This window comes from Kosakonia sp. MH5 (assembly GCF_009935945.1).
In the GTDB taxonomy this organism is placed as follows: domain Bacteria; phylum Pseudomonadota; class Gammaproteobacteria; order Enterobacterales; family Enterobacteriaceae; genus Kosakonia; species Kosakonia radicincitans.
On the sequence record NZ_QODH01000002.1, the window covers coordinates 440947 to 461299 of the forward strand.

20 protein-coding genes are annotated in these 20353 nt (G+C 52.8%); 14 read left to right on the top strand and 6 right to left on the bottom strand.

Annotated elements, in window-relative coordinates:
- Positions 1 to 246: 246 nt before the first annotated feature.
- From mglB to DK872_RS08450, 5 genes are all read left to right on the top strand, one after another.
- A complete protein-coding gene (mglB, locus tag DK872_RS08430) occupies positions 247 to 1245 on the top strand; it encodes a galactose/glucose ABC transporter substrate-binding protein MglB (RefSeq protein ID WP_007371173.1) in 999 nt (332 codons plus the stop codon).
- Between the two features lie 84 nt (positions 1246 to 1329).
- Entirely contained in the window at positions 1330 to 2850 is a 1521-nt protein-coding gene (gene mglA / locus DK872_RS08435) for a galactose/methyl galactoside ABC transporter ATP-binding protein MglA (RefSeq protein ID WP_007371174.1), read from the top strand.
- Positions 2851 to 2865: 15 nt separating this feature from the next.
- Positions 2866 to 3876: a galactose/methyl galactoside ABC transporter permease MglC gene (gene mglC / locus DK872_RS08440; RefSeq protein WP_007371175.1), complete on the top strand. Its 1011-nt coding sequence runs from the start codon at positions 2866 to 2868 to the stop codon at positions 3874 to 3876.
- 188 nt (positions 3877 to 4064) lie between these two features.
- Positions 4065 to 4292: a hypothetical protein gene (locus DK872_RS08445; protein ID WP_007371177.1), complete on the top strand. Its 228-nt coding sequence runs from the start codon at positions 4065 to 4067 to the stop codon at positions 4290 to 4292.
- 197 nt (positions 4293 to 4489) lie between these two features.
- Positions 4490 to 4915 (top strand): hypothetical protein, encoded by a 426-nt coding sequence (locus DK872_RS08450; RefSeq protein WP_007371178.1) that lies wholly within the window; start codon positions 4490 to 4492, stop codon positions 4913 to 4915.
- 6 nt (positions 4916 to 4921) lie between these two features.
- On the opposite strand, the gene sanA is transcribed toward DK872_RS08450, so the two are convergent.
- From sanA to DK872_RS08470, 4 genes are all read right to left on the bottom strand, one after another.
- Entirely contained in the window at positions 4922 to 5641 is a 720-nt protein-coding gene (sanA, locus tag DK872_RS08455; RefSeq protein ID WP_007371179.1) for an outer membrane permeability protein SanA, read from the bottom strand.
- Between the two features lie 125 nt (positions 5642 to 5766).
- Positions 5767 to 6651 (bottom strand): cytidine deaminase, encoded by an 885-nt coding sequence (gene cdd / locus DK872_RS08460; protein ID WP_090396464.1) that lies wholly within the window; start codon positions 6649 to 6651, stop codon positions 5767 to 5769.
- A gap of 130 nt (positions 6652 to 6781) precedes the next feature.
- Complete coding sequence (locus DK872_RS08465) at positions 6782 to 7477, bottom strand: CidB/LrgB family autolysis modulator (protein ID WP_007371181.1); 696 nt, start codon at positions 7475 to 7477, stop codon at positions 6782 to 6784.
- The gene (locus DK872_RS08470; RefSeq protein WP_007371182.1) at positions 7474 to 7872 is read right to left on the bottom strand and encodes a CidA/LrgA family protein; all 399 of its coding nucleotides are present in this window, start codon (positions 7870 to 7872) and stop codon (positions 7474 to 7476) included. The genes DK872_RS08465 and DK872_RS08470 overlap by 4 nt, the downstream gene beginning before the upstream one ends.
- 230 nt (positions 7873 to 8102) lie before the next feature.
- Here DK872_RS08470 and dusC point away from each other — a divergent pair, with 230 nt between their 5' ends.
- From dusC to DK872_RS08500, 6 genes are all read left to right on the top strand, one after another.
- Positions 8103 to 9050: a tRNA dihydrouridine(16) synthase DusC gene (dusC, locus tag DK872_RS08475; protein WP_071921081.1), complete on the top strand. Its 948-nt coding sequence runs from the start codon at positions 8103 to 8105 to the stop codon at positions 9048 to 9050.
- Positions 9051 to 9371: 321 nt separating this feature from the next.
- Positions 9372 to 10673: an OprD family outer membrane porin gene (locus DK872_RS08480; protein WP_161518227.1), complete on the top strand. Its 1302-nt coding sequence runs from the start codon at positions 9372 to 9374 to the stop codon at positions 10671 to 10673.
- A 14-nt stretch (positions 10674 to 10687) separates the two neighbouring features.
- On the top strand, positions 10688 to 11560 hold the full coding sequence (gene surE, locus DK872_RS08485) for a 5'/3'-nucleotidase SurE (protein ID WP_035888858.1): 873 nt from the start codon (positions 10688 to 10690) through the stop codon (positions 11558 to 11560).
- 158 nt (positions 11561 to 11718) lie between these two features.
- Positions 11719 to 12552: a transcriptional antiterminator BglG gene (bglG, locus tag DK872_RS08490; protein WP_007371186.1), complete on the top strand. Its 834-nt coding sequence runs from the start codon at positions 11719 to 11721 to the stop codon at positions 12550 to 12552.
- 127 nt (positions 12553 to 12679) lie between these two features.
- Positions 12680 to 14536, top strand: a complete 1857-nt coding sequence (gene bglF / locus DK872_RS08495; protein ID WP_161518228.1) for a PTS beta-glucoside transporter subunit IIABC — start codon at positions 12680 to 12682, stop codon at positions 14534 to 14536.
- A 15-nt stretch (positions 14537 to 14551) separates the two neighbouring features.
- Positions 14552 to 15943 (top strand): glycoside hydrolase family 1 protein, encoded by a 1392-nt coding sequence (locus DK872_RS08500; RefSeq protein WP_072439690.1) that lies wholly within the window; start codon positions 14552 to 14554, stop codon positions 15941 to 15943.
- Between the two features lie 31 nt (positions 15944 to 15974).
- Here DK872_RS08500 and DK872_RS08505 read toward each other — a convergent pair whose 3' ends face one another.
- On the bottom strand, positions 15975 to 16889 hold the full coding sequence (locus DK872_RS08505) for a LysR substrate-binding domain-containing protein (RefSeq protein ID WP_071921077.1): 915 nt from the start codon (positions 16887 to 16889) through the stop codon (positions 15975 to 15977).
- 74 nt (positions 16890 to 16963) lie between these two features.
- Between DK872_RS08505 and DK872_RS08510 the strand changes: the two genes are divergently transcribed.
- Both DK872_RS08510 and DK872_RS08515 read left to right on the top strand, forming a co-directional pair.
- Positions 16964 to 17920 (top strand): MBL fold metallo-hydrolase, encoded by a 957-nt coding sequence (locus tag DK872_RS08510; RefSeq protein WP_071921076.1) that lies wholly within the window; start codon positions 16964 to 16966, stop codon positions 17918 to 17920.
- Positions 17921 to 18168: 248 nt separating this feature from the next.
- The gene (locus tag DK872_RS08515; RefSeq protein WP_071921075.1) at positions 18169 to 18939 is read left to right on the top strand and encodes an SDR family oxidoreductase; all 771 of its coding nucleotides are present in this window, start codon (positions 18169 to 18171) and stop codon (positions 18937 to 18939) included.
- Here DK872_RS08515 and DK872_RS08520 read toward each other — a convergent pair.
- Complete coding sequence (locus tag DK872_RS08520; protein WP_007371192.1) at positions 18936 to 19520, bottom strand: DedA family protein; 585 nt, start codon at positions 19518 to 19520, stop codon at positions 18936 to 18938. The two genes, DK872_RS08515 and DK872_RS08520, sit on opposite strands and share 4 nt — an antisense overlap.
- A gap of 169 nt (positions 19521 to 19689) precedes the next feature.
- Here DK872_RS08520 and DK872_RS08525 point away from each other — a divergent pair, with 169 nt between their 5' ends.
- Entirely contained in the window at positions 19690 to 20277 is a 588-nt protein-coding gene (locus tag DK872_RS08525; protein ID WP_007371193.1) for a Yip1 family protein, read from the top strand.
- Positions 20278 to 20353 lie beyond the last annotated feature (76 nt).

Sequence of the window (20353 nt, forward strand, 5' to 3'; positions counted from 1 at the left end):
AACAACGCGCTGACTATGATGTCAGCGTCTTAGAAGCTGAAACACGATGTAACGGTGATTATTCACTTTAACTACGGGTAATTGCTTTGATACATCGAAGAAATCGAACTTCTGGAGCGTTACCGAACACGGACGAGTGGAATTTTTTAGAGTGAACTTCGGTCGACCGTAACGTTTTAGTAACATTCCGGCCTGCCGAGCATTATTCATAAGAACTACCCTGCATATAAAAAAACCGGAGATACCATGAATAAGAAGGTGTTGACCCTTTCTGCTGTTATGGCAAGCATGCTTTTTGGCGCAGCCGCACACGCAGCCGATACCCGAATTGGTGTGACCATTTATAAGTATGACGACAACTTCATGTCTGTTGTGCGTAAAGCAATTGAGAAAGATGCCAAAGCAGCGCCGGATGTTCAGTTGCTGATGAACGACTCCCAGAACGACCAGTCAAAACAGAATGATCAGATCGACGTTCTGCTGGCGAAGGGCGTGAAAGCGCTGGCCATCAACCTGGTTGACCCGGCGGCAGCGGGCACGGTAATTGAAAAAGCGCGCGGCCAGAACGTTCCGGTTGTTTTCTTCAACAAAGAGCCTTCCCGTAAAGCGCTGGATAGCTACGACAAAGCCTACTATGTGGGGACTGACTCTAAAGAATCCGGCGTGATTCAGGGCGACCTGATTGCGAAACATTGGGCCGCTAACCCGGCATGGGACCTGAACAAAGACGGTCAAATCCAGTACGTACTGCTGAAAGGTGAACCGGGCCATCCGGATGCGGAAGCGCGTACCACGTACGTTATCAAAGAGCTGAACGACAAAGGTATCAAAACGCAGCAGCTGGCGCTGGATACTGCAATGTGGGATACCGCTCAGGCGAAAGATAAAATGGACGCCTGGCTCTCCGGCCCGAATGCAAACAAAATTGAAGTGGTTATCGCTAACAACGATGCGATGGCAATGGGCGCAGTTGAAGCACTGAAAGCACACAACAAGTCCTCCATCCCGGTCTTCGGCGTCGATGCGCTGCCAGAAGCGCTGGCGCTGGTGAAATCCGGTGCGATGGCCGGTACGGTGCTGAACGATGCCAACAACCAGGCGAAAGCAAGCTTTGATCTGGCGAAAAACCTCGCTGAAGGTAAAGGCGCCGCTGATGGCACCAACTGGAAAATCGACAATAAAATTGTTCGTATCCCTTACGTTGGTGTAGATAAAGACAACCTGGCTGAAATTGCCGGTAAATAATATTTAAGTAAGCATGTTCTCACTGGGCGTATTAATTAATACGCCCATTAATAATACGATATGCCAGGCCAACAAGGTATAATTATGGTCAGCAATAATACTCAGTCGTCAGGTGAATTCTTGTTGGAAATGAGCAATATCAACAAGTCTTTTCCGGGCGTAAAGGCACTCGATAATGTCAATTTAAAAGTCCGTCCACATTCCATTCATGCATTAATGGGTGAAAACGGCGCAGGTAAATCAACATTATTAAAATGTCTTTTTGGGATCTATCAAAAAGATTCCGGTAGCATTCTTTTTCAGGGACAAGAGATCGATTTCCATTCCGCGAAAGAAGCGCTGGAAAATGGTATTTCGATGGTTCACCAGGAACTTAACCTGGTGCTGCAACGTTCCGTGATGGACAATATGTGGCTGGGTCGTTACCCGACCAAAGGTATGTTTGTCGATCAGGAAAAAATGTACCGCGATACCAAAGCCATTTTTGATGAGCTGGATATTGATATTGATCCACGGGCGCGTGTGGGAACATTGTCTGTTTCACAAATGCAGATGATTGAAATTGCGAAAGCATTCTCCTATAACGCCAAAATCGTTATTATGGATGAACCAACTTCGTCTCTGACTGAAAAAGAGGTCAATCATCTTTTTAAAATTATCCGCAAGCTGAAAGAACGCGGCTGCGGTATTGTTTATATCTCCCATAAAATGGAAGAGATATTTCAGTTGTGTGATGAAATAACCGTCCTGCGCGATGGTCAGTGGATTGCCACTCAGCCGCTGGAAGGGCTGGATATGGATAAGATCATCGCCATGATGGTCGGACGTTCTTTGAACCAGCGCTTCCCGGATAAACAGAACACACCAGGGGAAACCATTCTTGAAGTGCGTAATCTGACCTCGTTGCGCCAGCCCTCCATTCGCGATATCAGCTTTGATTTGCGCAAAGGGGAAATTCTCGGCATTGCCGGGCTGGTAGGGGCGAAACGTACCGACATTGTTGAAACCCTATTCGGCATTCGCGAGAAATCATCCGGGACCATTAAGCTGCATGGCAAACCGATTAATAATCACAATGCCAATGAAGCGATTAATAATGGCTTCGCGCTGGTGACCGAAGAGCGACGTTCTACCGGTATTTATGCTTACCTTGATATCGGTTTTAACTCATTGATTTCTAATATTCAAAACTATAAAAACAAAGTTGGCTTACTGGATAACAGCCGCATGAAGAGTGATACTCAGTGGGTTATCGACTCGATGCGTGTGAAAACGCCAGGACACCGCACACAAATTGGTTCGTTATCCGGTGGTAACCAGCAGAAGGTTATTATTGGCCGCTGGTTATTAACTCAGCCGGAAATTTTAATGCTCGATGAGCCGACCCGCGGTATTGATGTTGGTGCGAAATTTGAAATCTACCAACTGATTGCCGAACTGGCCAAGAAAAATAAGGGGATTATTATTATTTCCTCTGAAATGCCTGAGTTGTTAGGCATCACTGACCGTATTCTGGTAATGAGCAATGGCCTCGTCTCCGGGATTGTTGATACTAAAACGACAACGCAAAACGAAATTCTCCGTCTTGCGTCTTTGCACCTTTAAGATCAGGGGCTCCTCATGAGTGCGTTAAATAAGAAAACTTTTCTCACTTATCTGAAAGACGGCGGTATTTACGTTGTTCTTTTAGTGTTACTGGCCATTATCATTTTTCAGGATCCCACTTTCTTAAGTCTGCTGAACTTAAGTAATATTCTGACCCAATCTTCAGTGCGTATTATTATTGCGCTGGGTGTGGCGGGCTTAATCGTTACTCAGGGTACTGACCTTTCCGCAGGGCGCCAGGTCGGGCTTGCCGCGGTGGTGGCGGCAACCTTGTTGCAGTCGATGGAAAACGTCAACAAAGTCTTCCCGGATATGGCGACCATGCCGATTCCGGTGGTGATTCTGATTGTCTGCGCAATCGGCGCGGTGATTGGTCTGGTGAACGGTATCGTGATTGCGTACCTTAACGTGACGCCGTTTATTACCACGCTCGGTACGATGATCATCGTTTACGGTATCAACTCCCTGTACTACGACTTCGTTGGCGCGTCGCCCATTTCTGGCTTCGATAGCGGCTTCTCGACCTTTACGCAGGGCTTTGTCGCGCTGGGCAGCTTCCGTCTGTCGTACATCACCTTCTATGCGTTGATTGCCGTCGCCTTCGTCTGGGTTCTGTGGAATAAAACCCGCTTTGGCAAAAATATTTTCGCCATCGGCGGTAACCCGGAAGCGGCGAAAGTCTCGGGCGTTAACGTTGCGCTGAACCTGCTGATGATTTATGCCCTTTCCGGTGTGTTCTACGCGTTCGGTGGGATGCTGGAAGCCGGTCGTATCGGTTCCGCGACCAACAACCTCGGCTTCATGTATGAGCTGGATGCGATCGCCGCGTGCGTGGTGGGCGGCGTCTCCTTCAGCGGCGGCGTGGGTACGGTTATCGGTGTGGTAACGGGTGTTATTATCTTCACCGTTATCAACTACGGCCTGACCTATATCGGTATCAACCCGTACTGGCAGTATATTATCAAGGGCGGAATCATCATTTTCGCCGTAGCGCTGGACTCATTAAAATACGCACGTAAGAAATAATTCAGATATGCTTATCAAGCCCGCTTCCCGTAGCGGGCTTTTTTTTGCCTTTTTTCACCGTGTTATAGATTTTTCTTACTGAAAATAGCGCCTGATGACCACAAAAAAACTTCATGACAACTGACTTGTTAAATTTTTCATTTCAATGCTACGCTGAATTAAGACACAGCGTTTATAAGGAGATTGAGATGAACAGCGCAGGTGTATTTCCCGCATTCCCCGTCACTGGCTGGCAGGTTGGGGCAGTAGATAACGCGCACGGCGTGGTGATGAAGTTTGGCTACAGCACATCGCCAGCCGGGCCGGGCGCATCGGTGTTTGATTCGCAGTTCTTTGATTTATCCCCCGAGCAGGTCAGAAGCCTGATTTACGACCTGGAACGTTGTTTACATCAGTGCGAGGACAAAGTGGCCTGATAGTGTTATTCAACTGCCATCTGCGGTGTCTTACTAAACATATCATCGGGATGGCAGACCATTATTTCCCAAATTACACAACCGCTTATTCCCCTCCGTATAATAATTAAGTCAATTCTGAATGCCTTCATCTGCATGGCTATTTACGCTTAAAGGAATGAATCTGTGAAAGTTGTATACGCAGCTCAGGGGCGCTTATGAATTTTGTGTATTTTAAAGTTGATAGTTTACCGTACGAAAAAAATCACCAGACCAGTTTCTATTTAAAAGGCGTAGAGTTATTGCGCGATGGCGATATTATTGCCACCCCTGGTGATATTAAAATTACCGCGTTACCGTTCTTCTATTTTTGTATTGTGCCAACGGGGTTTCGCAAAATAGAATTCCGTTTAAAAAATAGTCCACCGGCGCGAATCGTATGCAGTGTGGGTTATCTGAAGACCGGTGAATATCTGGTTGATACGCCTGAAGGGGAGGTGATTTTACCATTCAACGCGCTGAACGGATTATGGACGCTGGATCGCATGGCGCAGACCACTATTGACCACCGCGATTTTCTCGCGCGTCGTTTTACACTGATCCGTCCGGTGAAAAATACGACCCGCAACACATCAGTGAATTAAACGCGCTCAGTTTTTCGCTTTCTTCTGCAATTCCATCAACTGCCCGGCGGTGACTGCCGGATAGCCCTGCGCATCGTCGGGAACCTCCTGCATTGATGGAATCGGCACCAGCGGGCCGAGGAAGCGCGGCTCGCGTTTGAAGAGATAGAGATCGGCGATGGTGCCCAGCCGGGCGCCAAACTCGCGCACCCGCACGCTCCACATATCTTTTGGTGAAGGCACGGCATAACATTGCGCCTGAATCCCCATATGCTGCGCGATAAACAGTGCGCGCTCACAGTGGAAGCGCTGCGTAATAATGATGAAATCGTTAGTGTCGAAGACCTTACGCGTGCGGACAATGGAGTCCAGCGTGCGGAAACCGGCATAGTCGAGCACGATGTCTGCCGGATCGACGCCTGCGGCAATCAAATCTTTACGCATAGTGACCGGTTCGTTGTAGCTTTGCAGCGCATTATCGCCGCTCAGCAGCAGGTAGTTGACCTTGCCGCTGTTGTAGGCGTTCAATGCGCCCTGAATCCGGTAGCGGTAATACTGATTGATGACGCCGGTGCGGTAATATTTTGCCGTTCCAAGCACCACGCCAACCTGACGCCAGGGGAGATCCTGCAAATCGTCATAAATATAGGGGGCGGTTTTCCAGCTCATCCAGCGATCGAGGCCAAGCGCAGTTAACAGCAGTAAGCCGATCAGGACTAACAGGCTGTAGAAAAAACGCTTTAGCATGCAGCAGACTCAGTACAGGAGTGAAATTTAACTCAGGCTACTTTACCCGTCTGGCAAGCGCAAGAAACAGAAGCTCAACTGCGGGCTTTTTCATCACTGCGGGTTTTGCCCGCAGTGTGAGGAGATCAGGCGAGTTGCAGGCGTTCTATCTGATGACAGCCAATGGTGCGCAGCGTGGCGGCGGTGGCATCCCACTGGGTGAGTGGCGCATCAGCACGTTCTGCCAGCACGGCCCGTTCAATATCGGCGTAATCATAACCGTTAAGGCTCAGCAGGTTCAGCGCGCTTTGTAACGGCGGCAGCGACGGGTTGAAGGCAGCATTTTCGGCATAACGACCGCTGAAAATCTGCCCGCCACGACACAAAATGGCCACGCCGGCAGGGGAGTTGGTATACGGCGCGTGGCTCTGATTCGCTGCGTTAATTGCCGCCTGCGCCAGTTCATCGCCGTCCGGCAGGAAACCGTGATCGGCGTTATCCATCAGCAGCGTTTTGATCTCCAGATCTTTCGGACCAAACGCATCCGGCAGGTAATGACCCAGCGTATGCGGCGCGCGACCCGGCAGATGAATATGCAGATCCAGCCCGCTGTTGAGCTCATTCATAAACTGACGACAGTGACCACACGGCGTGTAGTTCACCGTCACGGCGGAGAGGGATTTTTCACCGCGTAGCCAGGCATGGCTGATGGCGCTTTGCTCGGCGTGCACAGATTGTTGCAGGGTGCTGCCGGCAAACTCCATATTCGCGCCGAAATACCACGTACCGCTGATACCGCGCGCGATGGCACCAACATTGAAATGAGAGAGATCGGTACGGGCGCATGCTGCGGCCAGCGGCAGCAGCGCAAACGCCAGCGCGTCTTCATTCAGACCGCTGGCACGTTGCAATGTTGCCACCTGCTCTGCGCTCAACATCGCGGGGAAGTGCGCATCAGCCAGCAGCGGTGCCAGCGCGGTTTGCAGGTTCTCCGTAAGCCCGGAAAAAGCAGTGTGAAAACGTGGATGCATAGCAGTGCCTCATAGCAGTGTATTGGAATCGTAGTTTACGGGGCGGAATTACCCTTATGTGTGATTCAAATCACACTGCAATTGCAACTTATGTAACCACCAGCAATAAATGCGCGAAGTATCGCAAATTTTAACCGACGACAGCCAGAATGATTGGGAACAAAAATGGCGCGACCAGGGAGGTAATGATCCCGCAAATAACCAGCGCCAGCGAGCTGAACGCTCCTTCCTGGTAATCCAGCTCTGCGCAGCGCGCGGTGCCCAGCGCATGTGACGCGGTTCCCATCGCCAGCCCACGGGCGGATTTGGTATGAATATGCATTGCATTCAGCAGGGTATGACCGAATACCGCGCCCAGCACACCGACAAAAATCACGCAAACGGCGCTGATTGCCGGAATACCGCCAATGCTGCCGCCTACGGCCATCGCAATAGGAGTGGTGACCGATTTCGGTAATACCGATGCAGCGATTTGCGGTGTCGCGCCCATCAATAAAGCAATAACGGCGCCGCTGGTCATTGCAACCACGCTGCCGACAAAACAGATGGTGATGATCGATTTCCAGCGCGCGCGGATCTGGTGTAGCTGTTCATAGAGCGGAAAAGCCAGCGCGACTACTGCCGGTTGCAGCAGATCGTTCAGAACTTTGCTGCCCTGAAAATAGTGATCGTAGGGGATGCCGGTGATTAAGAGAATGGGGATAATCACGATCATTGCCACCAGCAGTGGATTCAGCAACGGCATTTTGAAACGTGCGGCCAGCTTACGCGCGGCAAAAAAGACCACTAGCGTCAGGGGCAACGACCACCAGATATACGTCATCATTCTTTGCTACCTTTTTGTCCTGCTACTTTGCGTTCGCCGTGTACCAGATGCGTACTCCAGCTCACCACCAAAAAGACAATTACCGTGCTGACGGCACAGGAAACAATAATCGGCCCGAACTGCGCCCGCAGCAGGTCGTAATACTGCATCACCCCCACGCCAATCGGGACGAACAGCAGCGCCATATAGCGGATTAGCAGGAAGCAGCCAGGATTGACCCACTTCGCCGGAAGGATTTGCAGCGCCAGCAGCACAAACATAATCAGCATGCCAATAATGCTGCCAGGAATCGTGATTGGCAGTAGCGAAGAGAGCCAGATACCTGCATAAAGACAGGCATAGATAAGCACGAAAGCACGAAGATATTGCCAGATAATATTCAATGATTTACTCATGGTGAAAGCCCTTGCTGAAACGCATTCATCATACAATTAAAGCTTAAAACGTGCTACTGATCACATCATGAATTATGAGCATACCAAACATTCCATTTGTGAACGTCAGGCATTCTTACAAGATTTGCCGTGTGAACCTCGCTCAGTGTAGTTTTCCCGCGTAATAAAGGCACTTTCCTCGCTGCAACGGAGGCGCTACTATGTCGCCTCATTTTTTCCCGGGGTGGTCTATGCGTGTATTACTGGCGCCGATGGAAGGTGTGCTCGATTCGCTGGTGCGCGAGCTGCTGACCGAGGTTAACGATTACGATCTGTGCATTACCGAGTTTTTGCGCGTGGTCGATCAACTGCTGCCGGTAAAATCATTCCATAAAATCTGCCCGGAGTTGCAACGGCAAAGCCGCACCGCTTCCGGCACGCTGGTACGTGTTCAACTGCTGGGGCAATACCCGCAATGGCTGGCGGAAAATGCCGCGCGGGCGGTGGAACTCGGTTCATGGGGCGTTGATCTGAATTGCGGCTGTCCATCCAAACTGGTCAATGGCAGCGGCGGCGGCGCAACGTTACTGAAAGATCCTGAGCTGATTTATCGCGGCGCGAAAGCGATGCGCGAGGCAGTGCCGTCGCATTTACCCGTTACTGTTAAAGTGCGTCTCGGCTGGGATAGCTCCGCCCGGCAGTTTGAGATTGCCGATGCGGTACAGCAGGCGGGCGCGACGGAACTGGCGGTACACGGGCGCACCAAAGAAGACGGTTATAAAGCAGAGTGTATTAACTGGCAGGCCATTGGGGAGATCCGGCAGCGGTTATCGATCCCGGTGATTGCCAACGGCGAGATCTGGGACTGGCAAAGCGCCCAGGATTGTATGGCAGCCACCGGCTGCGATGCGGTGATGATCGGTCGCGGCGCGCTGAATGTGCCAAATCTGAGCCGGGTGGTGAAATACAACGAACCACGCATGCCGTGGCCTGATGTGGTGGCGCTGCTGGCGAAATATTCGCGGCTGGAAAAGCAGGGCGATACCGGTTTGTATCATGTGGCGCGTATTAAACAGTGGCTGGGTTATTTGCGCAAAGAATATAATGAAGCCAGTGATTTATTCGCTGAAATTCGTACCTATAAAACGTCGGAAGAGATAGCGGCGGCAATTTCACGTGTTAAGCTGAATCCAGAATAATGTAATAATTACGCCAGCACTCGATTTCTGCGTTAGCTGAATCACGTTTTTTCTTTATTCATAAAATAGTCGCTGGATTATTTAAAAGCAGAGTGCTATTTCTGTTTGCACAACGTCAGGATTGTTACTGTTATACAGGCAAAACCTAAATTTACAGGGTTCGTTATGGCGAATTCCGAATTTAGGTTTTTTTGTTTTTATCTGGCGTGTTAATTGAGCGACTAAATTACTCTTTTTAATTAATCTATTCATTTGTCACCGATATCGACACCGGTTCGATAGCTATTCAGTGGCCAGTAATATAATAATGGAATGCATATTATGGCACCTTTTAAATTATCACTCCCTCTGGTTTTTATTTCCGTCTGCACAGCGCCTGTTGGTGCCACGCCTTTTCTTACCGATAGCCAGCTCGATCTCACGCTAAAAAACATCTGGATGTTTAACACCGGCGATCAGCTGGAATTGCTCGGCGTGGGCGATCAGAGTGCCTGGGCGCAGGCGGCGCATCTGGATTATCAAAGCGGCTGGTATGGCGATCTGCTGGGCATTGACGCCTCCTGGTACAGCGTGGCGAAACTCTCGGCGAACGCGTCATTCGCCGGGCGCGACCTGCTGCGAGACAATCACGGTCATGCGGAAGGTTTCAATAAAATAGGGCAACTCTACGCAAAGCTTAAGTGGGGCGATGAAGCAGCGTACGCCCGGCTGTACGCGGGCTGGCGGCAGCTTTATAAATTTGGCGCGCTGAACGTAACGCGCAGCCGCGCGGCACCGAGCAGCTGGCAGGGCATCAGCATGGAAAGCGGCTGGGGATCAGTTTCGGCGCGCGGCGCCTGGGTGACGCGTTTTTCGGAACGCGATGAGCCGGAAAAGCGCCGTTTTTACACCCTCGCCAGTAATAAGCCAATCGATCATATTGCGACAGGAGAAATCATCTGGAGCCCGTCGAAAAATACGCGAATAAGCTGGATGTCGGGTGAAAGTGATAATTACCTTTTACGCCATGGCGTAGAAGCGCAATTTTCAATACCGGTTGCCGAACGGCAAAATCTCTTATTACGCGGCGCCTGGTATTACAATCGCGGGCTTGATAAATGGGAAGGCGCACGAGGTTTTAGCCATAGCGCCCGGCATCTTTTTACGCTGGTGGGTTATCAATATCACCATATGGAATCGGGTATCGGCTGGTCAAAAACCAAAGCGCCGCTAAATAATGGTTTAGGGAGTTTTTATTGGCATCTGGGGAAAAATACCCGGGGCGCATTTAATAGTCCGGCGGACGGTGAAGGAAATGATTATGTCAATGATGGCGAACAAATGTTTTATCTCTACGGCAAATATGCCTTCTCGCCGGAATTTACCGTCGGCCTGTATGGTAATTACGGTTACAACATCAATTATCAAAATACCGCATTAACTGAATGGGAGTACGGCGGATATTTCGCCTGGACGCCGAAACGCCTCGAAGGTTTTTCGCTGTTTGCCGGAATAGGTCCCAGCTACGGCTGGAAACTGAACAATGGAAAACCGTGGCTCACCGAAGATAAACGCACTTTTCATCGCTCAAAAGGCATCGGTGGCGCGGTTTCCGTGGAATACAAATTTGGTCTGTTTAATTAAAAAGGAGTTTAGCCATGAAAAAAACAGTGATGGTGTTGTTGGTAACGGCGCTGGCAGCGCCCGGCGTCCAGGCGGCGGAACGCGCCATGCGTATTTTGCTGGTCAATGATGATGGTTGTGATTCTGTGGGTACGCTTTCGCTGCAGCAGAAGCTGGCGGCGAAAGGGTATGACGTCTGGATGGTGGCGCCGGCGACGAATCAGAGCGGCATCGGTTCGGCGATCACCTTCAAACCGAACAAGATCTTCGACGTTAAAAAGGTGGCGGAGAAGCGTTACTGCTTCCCCGGAACCCCGGCGGATGCCGTGGATTTTGGCCTGCTCGGCGTGCTGAAGGATAACCCGCCGGATCTGGTAATTTCCGGCGTTAATGACGGGCCGAATACCGGTGTTGCGCAGCTCAATTCCGGCACCGTCGGCGCAGCGGCGCGCGCGGTACGCTATGGCTACCCGGGCATTGCCGCCAGCATTGGCTATTTACTGACTGCTGAAGAGATGAGGTCGGGCTGGCCAAGCACGCATAAATACTGGCCGGACGCTGTTGATGATGTGGTGTCGCGGGTCGATAAACTCCACGCTAAATGGCAGCCTGGCAAGCCGCTGTTGCCCGCTGGCACCGGGGTGAGCATTAACTACCCGCCGCTGGCGAAAAGTGCCGTGAAAGGTGAAAAGTATATTGGCAATGAGCGTTTTCCTCTGCCGCAACACAACTATGTGTTACTTGAGGACGGGCGGGCAAAACAGGTAATGAGTGAGAAAGTGCTGACGCCGAGCGAAGCGGATACGGATACCGGCTGGTTAAATCGCGGTTACATCACGCTGACGATTTTTGATGGTGAATGGAACGCGCCGCAGTATGAATCATCGTATCAGGCGATTTTCCGTTAAGGCATCGCGCGAGCAAGATCACAATTTTAATCTCCCGGCGTGTTTTTCATCGTCGGGAAACTGGTAGAGTCGGCACCTGGATTGTTACTGCTTAGGCAGGCGAAACCTGATTGTCCGGCAACTGCCGGAGGTCAGGTTTTTTTGTTTCCGGGGCCGGAATGAAAATCGCCAAAATATTAAACAATAATGTTGTGGTAGTGCTGGATGAGCAGCAGCGCGAACAGGTTGTCATGGGCCGGGGGCTGGCGTTCCAGAAACGCCCCGGCGATGAACTGGATGAGCGCTGCATTGAGAAGGTGTTTGCTCTGCAAAGCGATGAGCTGGTGCGCCGTCTCAGCGAACTGCTCAGCCAGATCCCGCTGGAAGTGATGACCGCCTGCGATCGCATCATCGAACTGGCCCGCAGCCAGCTCGGCAAGTTGCAGGACAGTCTCTACATTACGCTGACCGACCACTGTTATTTTGCACTTGAGCGGCAAAAAAAGGGCGCAGTGGTGCGCAACGTATTGTTGTGGGAGATCAAGCATCTCTATCCGAAAGAGTTTGCGCTGGGCCAGCAGGCGCGGGCGATACTTGCTAAACGCCTCAATGTTGAGTTGCCGGAAGATGAGGCCGGGTTTATCGCCCTGCATCTGGTGACGGCGCAACTGAACAGCGAAATGCCGGAAGTGATGCATATCACCCAGGTGATGCAGGAAATTTTGCACATCGTGAAGTATCAGTTAACGCTGGAATACGATGAAGAGTCGCTGAGCTATCATCGCTTTGTGACGCATCTGAAATTTTTCTCACAGCGCTTGCTGAACCGTACGGTGGTGGCGGATGACGATCTTTCTCTGCATCAGGCGGTGAAAGAGAATTATCAACTGGCATGGCAATGCGCGGAAAAAATCGCTCGCCATCTGGTAAACCGCTATCAGCGTCAGCTAACGAACGAAGAAATTATGTTCCTCGCCATTCATATTGAACGGGTGAGAAAAGAAAAGCGTTAAAACAAGACGCAAAAGGATTGTTACTGCATTGCGCAGGCAAAACCTGAGACTGGCTCCGTGAGGCGCTGGCTCAGGTTTTTTTTTACTCAGTCACCGCCTTCGGGCGACAGATGCAAGGGAATTCAACATGGAATATCAAGAGTTGGCGAAAGCGATCCTCAGCCACGTCGGTGGGAAGGAGAACATCAGCAGCCTGGTACACTGTGCTACCCGGTTGCGCTTCAAACTCAAAGACATCCAGAAAGCGGACGCCGAAGGTTTAAAAACCAACCCCGGTGTGATTATGGTGGTGGAGAGCGGCGGCCAGTTTCAGGTTGTGATTGGCAACCATGTGAACGCAGTGTGGCATGCCGTGCGCCAGGAGGCAGGATTAACGGATGAAACGCCAGCGGCGGCGCCAGAAGATAAAGGCAATCTTCTGGGGCGATTGATTGATATTGTTTCCGGCATTTTTACCCCGTTTATCGGCATTCTTGCCGCATCCGGGATCCTCAAAGGACTGTTGGCGCTGGTGATTGTCTGTGGCTGGCTCACCACCGACAGCGGCACCTATAAAATCTGGTTTGCCGCCAGCGACGCGCTCTTTTTCTTCTTACCGCTGGTGCTGGGCTACACCGCCGGGAAAAAATTCGGCGGCAGTCCTTTTGTCACCATGGTGATTGGTGGCGCGCTGACGCACCCGCTGATGATCGCGGCCTTCAATGCCAGCCAGGCGGCCGGTGCGGCCAGCGAATCTTTCCTCGGCATCCCGGTGACGTTCCTCAATTACAGCGGTTCCGTGATCCCCATTATTCTTGCCGCCTGGGTCAGTTGCTGGCTGGAAAAACAGGGCAATCGCTTTCTGCATGCTGCGGTAAAAAATTTCTTTGCGCCGCTGATCTGCATCGCCGTCACCGTCCCGTTAACGTTCCTGATTATTGGTCCGGTCGCAACCTGGCTGAGCCAGATGCTGGCATATGGCTATCAGACAATCTATACGCTGGCACCCTGGCTGGCCGGAGCGTCGCTGGGCGCGCTGTGGCAGGTCTGCGTGATTTTTGGTCTGCACTGGGGGCTGGTACCGTTGATGATCAACAACATTGCTGTCCTGGGGCAGGACACCATGCTGCCGATCCTGCTGCCTGCGGTGTTCGGTCAGGTTGGCACAACAATGGGTATCTTTCTGCGTACCCGCGATGCGCGTCAGAAGATGCTGGCGGGTTCATCCATCGCCGCCGGGATTTTCGGCATCACGGAACCGGCCGTGTACGGTTTAACGCTACCGCTGCGCCGTCCGTTTATTTTTGGTTGTGTGGCGGGAGCTATCGGCGGTGGCATTGTCGGCTTTAGCGGTAGCCATGCCTATTCCTTTGGTTTCGCCAACATCTTTACGCTGGCGCAGATGATCCCGCCGGGTGGTGTCGATGCAACGCTGTGGGGCGGCATTATCGGTAGCGTCGTAGCGCTGCTCTTATCCGGCGTGCTGACTTTTTTTGCCGGATTGCCAAAAGCTCCGCTCGCCGCAGAGCCAGACGGTGCGGCAATGTCTGCGGAGAATACGGTTCTGGCGCCAATGAGCGGTACAGTTCTGGCGCTGGAACAGGTGCCGGATGCCACGTTCGCCAGCGGTTTACTGGGGCAGGGCGTGGCGATCATTCCGCAGGACGGACGCGTGGTGGCACCGTTTGCCGGAGAAGTGGCATCGCTGTTTGCTACCAAACATGCGATCGGGCTGCTCAGCGATAGCGGCGTTGAAGTGTTGATCCACGTCGGTATCGACACCGTCAAGCTGGGAAGCGGGCCTTTCACTGCGCATGTTCAGGTGGGTGACAGAGTGAACGTGGGCGATCTGCTGCTGGAGTTCGATCGCGCAGCGATCCTCGCCGCCGGCTACGATCTCGCCACGCCGATTATTATCAGTAACAGCGACAGCACCGGTGGTGTGCGTACCGTGGCTGCAACCTCAGTACAGGCCGGAATGCCGCTGCTTGCGGTCGCTGGTTAATCAAAGGAGAAAGTGATGAAAGCATTTCCGAAATCGTTCTTATGGGGCGGCGCGATTGCTGCGAATCAGGTTGAAGGTGCGTATCTGGAAGGTGGAAAAGGCCTTTCAACATCGGATGTCCAGCCAAAAGGCGTGTTTGGCGACGTGGTTGAACGCGTGGCGGGAGATAGTGCGCTGAAAGATGTCGCCATCGATTTTTACCACCGCTATCCGGAGGATATCGCGCTGTTTGCGGAGATGGGGTTTAGCTGTCTGCGCGTGTCGATTGCCTGGACGCGTATTTTCCCGAACGGTGACGAAACCACGCCGAATGAAGCGGGCCTTGCCTACTACGACAAGCTGTTTGATGAACTGGCGAAATACGACATTACGCCGCTGGTCACCTTATCCCACTATGAGATGCCGTGGGGGCTGGTGAAACAGTATGGCGGCTGGGGCAGCCGACAGACCATTGGCTTCTTCGAGCGTTATGCACGCACCGTGTTCAGCCGCTACAAGGAGAAGGTGAAATTGTGGCTGACTTTCAATGAGATCAACATGTCATTGCACGCGCCAATGACCGGTGTCGGGCTGCCAGAGAACAGCAGTAAGGAGGCGGTTTATCAGGCAATTCACCATCAACTGGTGGCGAGCGCGCTGGCCGTGAAGGCCTGCCATGAGATTATCCCGGACGGCAAGATCGGCAATATGCTGCTGGGTGGGCTAATGTATCCGCTAACCTGCAAGCCGGATGACGTGTTCGAAGCGTTGCAAGAGAATCGTAGCTGGCAGTTCTTTGGCGATGTGCAGTGCCGTGGCGCGTATCCGGGCTATATGCTGCGTTATTTCCGTGATAACGGTATCCACGTTGAGATCACTGATGCCGATCGCGAAGCGCTGAAATCCACCGTCGATTTTATCTCATTCAGCTACTACATGACCGGCTGCGTAACCACCGACGACGCGCTGAATCAGCAGGCGCGCGGCAATATTCTCAGCATGGTGCAAAATCCGCATCTGGCCAGCTCAGAGTGGGGCTGGCAGATCGATCCGGTTGGCCTGCGTACGCTGCTGAATATGCTGTGGGATCGCTGGCAAAAGCCGCTGTTTATCGTCGAGAACGGTCTGGGCGCGAAGGATAAGGTGGAAGCCGATGGCAGTATCAACGACGACTACCGCATTACCTATCTGAACGACCATCTGGTGCAGGTGCGCGAAGCGATTGACGACGGCGTCGAGGTGATGGGTTACACAAGCTGGGGGCCGATTGACTTAGTCAGCGCATCGAAAGCCGAGATTTCCAAGCGTTACGGTTTTATCTATGTGGACCGCGATGATAACGGCAATGGCACGCTGGCACGCAGCCGCAAGAAGAGTTTTTACTGGTATCGCGATGTGATTGCCAGCAACGGCGCAAGCCTGAAGTAATGCAAACGGGCCCGCTGAAGGGCCCGTTTTTTTACCCAATCAGATGACGGATAAACTCTTTCAGCCACATTACCGCCGGGTCGCTGCTGTGGCGCTGGTGCCACAGTAACGCCACTTCGACCGGTTCTGCATCCAGCGGCAGCGGGCTTGCCAGCAAACCGCGCGTTCTCTGCCACTCCGTTGCCAGCCCGGCGGGTACGGTCGCCAGCGCTGGCATTGTTTCCAGCAGACCGGGCAGGGCGGCAAAATGCGGCGTGGTGTAATGCACGCGGCGTTGGCGTCCGGTTTTTGCCAGCAGCGTATCGAAATGACTGCTGGTTGCCTCGCGGTAGCTGACCATCAAATGGGGCTGAGCGGCAAACGTATCGACATCCAGCGGCGCGCTGAGCGTCAGTTGTTGCGGGTGCCAGAGCGTGACATATGACATGGTGGTCAGCACTTCACGTTCAAGCCAGCGCGGCCCGGCGGTGGCAACGCTGATCGCCATATCCATCTCGCCGCCTTCGAGCCGCGTGGCATCGCTGAAAGGATCGCTGGCCACCACGTTCAGGCGCATGCCTGGTGCCGCCTGTTGAAGCGCCGGGATCAGACGTGGCATCAGCCACATTTCTACCCAGTCAGCCATACCGAGCGTCAGCGTGACATTCACGGTTTTCGCATCAAACGCCGCCTGCTGAAACAGCGCACTTTGCAACTGCTCCAGCAGCGGCAGCAGCTCGCTGTGCAGCTCTTCCGCGCGGGCGGTGGGCTGCATGCGATGGCCACTGCGAATAAACAGCGGATCGTCAAACAGCGTGCGCAGACGCGACAGTACGCCGCTTACTGCGGGCTGGCCCAGATGCAGCTTATCCGCCGCAGCAGAGACGCTCTGTTCGCGAAACAGGACGGCAAAGGCGATCAGCAGGTTCAGATCGATTTTACGGAAATCATTCTCTTTGATAGTCATTATCGCTCCAATCAATTGGAGTGATAGTATCGCTGGCGGGATACTGTTGCAACGAAAACAACAGGAGAAAAGTGATGAAACATTATCCTTTGCTGATGGCGCTGGTGGGCGCAACGATGATCTTCAGCACTCATGCAGCGCAGCCGCCCAGTACGCATCAGGCGCAGGCGCCGGGATATTACCGGATGGCGATGGGTGACTGGCAAATCACCGCCGTTTCCGATGGCACGGTCGCCGTGCCGTTTGACAAGCTGCTCACGCATATTTCCCCCGCAACGCTGCAATCGCAGATGGCGAAAGCCAACCTGACGGTTCACGCCGAAACGTCGATCAACGCCTTTGTCATTAATACCGGTAAGCAGTTGATTCTGGTCGATACGGGGGCCGGGCCACTGTTTGGCGATGCGGGCGGTCATCTCCCGGATAACCTGCGGGCGGCGGGCATCGATCCGGATGCAATTGATATGGTGTTGCTGACTCACATTCATGCCGATCACTCTGGCGGTGTGCAGCGCGACGGCAAGCTGGTGTTTCGCAATGCCACGGTGCGGGTCGATCAGCGCGACGTGGATTTCTGGCTCAACCCGGCGCATCTGAAAGAGGTTGAAGAGAGCCAACGCCACACCTTTGCTGAGTCCGAACGCTCGCTGCGTCCGGTGATTGATGCCGGTAAACTCAGTACCTTCCGCGCACCGACGGAAATCATTCCCGGTATTGATGCGGTGCCTGCGCCGGGGCATACGCCGGGCAGCGTGATCTATCGTGTCACTCACGGCGGTAAGACGCTGATGTTGTGGGGAGACATTATCCATGCGCATCCGGTGCAGCTACCGGACCCTGACGTGGCGATTCATTTTGATGTCAACCAGCAGCAGGCCGTTGCCACGCGCCAGAAAGTGCTGGCGCAGGTGGCCCGTGAGGGGGACTGGATAGCCGCCGCGCATATTGCGTTTCCTGGCATTGGCAAAGTGATAAAAGCCGATAAAGGCTACCGCTGGGTGCCGATTAACTACAGCGCGCAGGGGAACTAACCTGACGGATGGCGCTGCACTTCAGGTTGGGTGAAGTGCAGCCGCCACGCGCTCAGCATTAAAAAATCATCTTAAACACACCTGTCACCACCAGCAGACCAATCAGAAAGATAATCAGGATCACCCAAAGTAAAATCTTCAACATTTTTAACGTCCTTCATGCATACGGAAGTACAAAGCTTAGATAATCTGCTGCATTTTTGCCTTTTTTCTATACTTAATGGTTTGCAATCACCGGAGGGCGAACGATGTCTGTTACCAACGTTGCTGTGGTCACTGCAGCAGATTCCGGTATCGGCAAGCAATGCGCGTTGATGCTGGCAGAGCAGGGCTTCGATATTGGTATTACCTGGCATTCGGATGAAAAGGGCGCGCAAGAGACGGTGCGGCAGGTGGAGGCTTTCGGGCGAAGGGCCGAAACCATCCAGCTTGATCTTAGCCAGTTGCCGGAAGGCGCACAGGTGATACAAACGCTGATTTCCCGTTTCGGACGTATCGATGCGCTGGTCAATAATGCCGGCGCAATGAGCAAAGCGCCTTTCCTGGAGGTGACGTTCGAAGACTGGCGCAGCATTTTTACCGTCGATGTTGACGGCGCGTTTCTCTGCGCGCAAATTGCCGCGCGGCAAATGGTGGCACAGGGTCAGGGCGGACGCATCATTAACATCACCTCGGTACATGAACATACGCCGCTGCCGGAAGCGAGCGCCTATACCGCGGCGAAACATGCGCTGGGCGGATTAACCCAGTCGATGGCGCTGGAACTGGTTGAACACAACATTCTCGTCAATGCGGTCGCGCCCGGCGCGATAGCCACGCCGATGAATAACATGAGCGATGATGATGCTAAACCCGGTTCGATGCCGAATATTCCGCTGGCCCGGCCCGGTACCACCAAAGAGATAGCCAGCATGGTGGCCTGGCTCTGTTCAGCGCACGCCAGTTATACCACAGGGCAGTCGTTTATTATCGACGGCGGATTTATGCTCGCTAACCCGCAGTTCAAACCTAAAGCTTAATCGTGCTTTGTGCTGTTCTGGCGCTTTTTACGACGGCGCCGGAACCACCAGCGCAGACAAACCACCAGTGCGATAGCGATGACCAGCCAAATCCAGCGTTTTACATGCTGATCGAACTGATGCAGCCACGGGCCAATCACTTCCCCGCCAACATAGCCCAGCGTGGTGAACAGTAACGCCCAGACAATCGCGCCAAGAATATTCAGCGGCAGAAAGATTTTCGGACGCAGATGGCTGGTGCCAATCAGCAATGGGCCAACGATGCGAAAGCCGTACATAAAGCGCGAACCAATCACAAACAGATATGGATGGCGGCGGATCAGCGTTTGCGCCTGATGGATTTTGTCGCGATGGCGTGAGAAACGGCGCAGTATTTTCATGCCGTAGCGGCGACCGAGCAGATAAAGCAACTGGTCGCCAATCATGCCGCCCAGTGCCACGGAGATAACCACCAGCGGGAAGCGTAATAACCCCTGATGCGCTGCAACTCCGCCAAGCAGCGTAATGGTCTCACCTTCAGCAATACTGCCAATAACCAGCGCGGCGTAGCCATACTGGCTAATCAGATTATTGATATCCATTAAAAAGAAGCCCTCCCGGTAAAACGCTTATAAGCATACACCCGACTGAGGGTTCTTGTCGGAAGGATACGTTGTGCGGCAGCGCTATTTTTACGGCTGTGCAAAAAATAATCGCAAGAGTGAATTATACTTACAGTGTCGTTATTCGGGCTGTCAGCAAGGGGGCGTTATGAACCATGTCTGGGGACTGTTTTCCCATCCCGATCGTGAAATGAAGGTGATCAAAAGCGAAGACGAAACGGTTTCGCATCACTACACTCACCACGTGCTGGTTATGGCGGCGGTACCGGTTATTTGTGCGTTTATCGGTACCACGCAAATTGGCTGGAACTTCGGTGAGGAGAATGTCGTCAGGCTGTCGTTGTTTACCGGCTTCTACATGGCGGTACTGTTTTATGCGCTGATGCTGGCAGGGGTTGCCGTGATGGGCCGCGTCATCTGGTGGATGGCGCGAAGCTATCCGAATCGTCCCGGGCTGGCGCGCTGTATGGTATTTGCCGGATATGTTGCGACGCCGCTGTTCCTGAGCGGTATTGTGGCGCTCTATCCGCTGGTATGGCTGTGCGCGCTGGTGGGTACCGTCGCACTGTTCTATACCGGTTATCTGCTCTATGTCGGTATTCCAACCTTCCTGAATATCAATAAAGAAGAGGGGCTGAGTTTCTCCAGTTCCACGCTGGCGATTGGCGTGCTGGTGCTGGAAGTGCTGCTGGCGCTGACGGTGATCCTCTGGGGCTACGGCTACCGCCTGTTCTGATAAAATGCATTGCTGGCGTAAATGCCAGCAATGCAATCTTCAGCAATGATTCTTCTGTGGCGACAACCCTGCATGG

Bases quoted from the DNA above. Each gene is read 5' to 3' on its own strand.
- DK872_RS08510 (WP_071921076.1), top strand. From the start codon at position 16,964: ATGAAACATTATCCTTTGCTGATGGCGCTGGTGGGCGCAACGATGATC.
- mglA (WP_007371174.1), top strand. From the start codon at position 1,330: ATGGTCAGCAATAATACTCAGTCGTCAGGTGAATTCTTGTTGGAAATG.
- bglG (WP_007371186.1), top strand. From the start codon at position 11,719: ATGAAAATCGCCAAAATATTAAACAATAATGTTGTGGTAGTGCTGGAT.
- dusC (WP_071921081.1), top strand. From the start codon at position 8,103: ATGCGTGTATTACTGGCGCCGATGGAAGGTGTGCTCGATTCGCTGGTG.
- surE (WP_035888858.1), top strand. From the start codon at position 10,688: ATGAAAAAAACAGTGATGGTGTTGTTGGTAACGGCGCTGGCAGCGCCC.
- mglC (WP_007371175.1), top strand. From the start codon at position 2,866: ATGAGTGCGTTAAATAAGAAAACTTTTCTCACTTATCTGAAAGACGGC.
- DK872_RS08520 (WP_007371192.1), bottom strand. From the start codon at position 19,520: ATGGATATCAATAATCTGATTAGCCAGTATGGCTACGCCGCGCTGGTT.
- DK872_RS08515 (WP_071921075.1), top strand. From the start codon at position 18,169: ATGTCTGTTACCAACGTTGCTGTGGTCACTGCAGCAGATTCCGGTATC.
- DK872_RS08445 (WP_007371177.1), top strand. From the start codon at position 4,065: ATGAACAGCGCAGGTGTATTTCCCGCATTCCCCGTCACTGGCTGGCAG.
- DK872_RS08480 (WP_161518227.1), top strand. From the start codon at position 9,372: ATGGCACCTTTTAAATTATCACTCCCTCTGGTTTTTATTTCCGTCTGC.
- DK872_RS08505 (WP_071921077.1), bottom strand. From the start codon at position 16,889: ATGACTATCAAAGAGAATGATTTCCGTAAAATCGATCTGAACCTGCTG.
- DK872_RS08450 (WP_007371178.1), top strand. From the start codon at position 4,490: ATGAATTTTGTGTATTTTAAAGTTGATAGTTTACCGTACGAAAAAAAT.
- cdd (WP_090396464.1), bottom strand. From the start codon at position 6,651: ATGCATCCACGTTTTCACACTGCTTTTTCCGGGCTTACGGAGAACCTG.
- DK872_RS08500 (WP_072439690.1), top strand. From the start codon at position 14,552: ATGAAAGCATTTCCGAAATCGTTCTTATGGGGCGGCGCGATTGCTGCG.
- DK872_RS08525 (WP_007371193.1), top strand. From the start codon at position 19,690: ATGAACCATGTCTGGGGACTGTTTTCCCATCCCGATCGTGAAATGAAG.
- DK872_RS08470 (WP_007371182.1), bottom strand. From the start codon at position 7,872: ATGAGTAAATCATTGAATATTATCTGGCAATATCTTCGTGCTTTCGTG.
- mglB (WP_007371173.1), top strand. From the start codon at position 247: ATGAATAAGAAGGTGTTGACCCTTTCTGCTGTTATGGCAAGCATGCTT.
- sanA (WP_007371179.1), bottom strand. From the start codon at position 5,641: ATGCTAAAGCGTTTTTTCTACAGCCTGTTAGTCCTGATCGGCTTACTG.
- DK872_RS08465 (WP_007371181.1), bottom strand. From the start codon at position 7,477: ATGATGACGTATATCTGGTGGTCGTTGCCCCTGACGCTAGTGGTCTTT.
- bglF (WP_161518228.1), top strand. From the start codon at position 12,680: ATGGAATATCAAGAGTTGGCGAAAGCGATCCTCAGCCACGTCGGTGGG.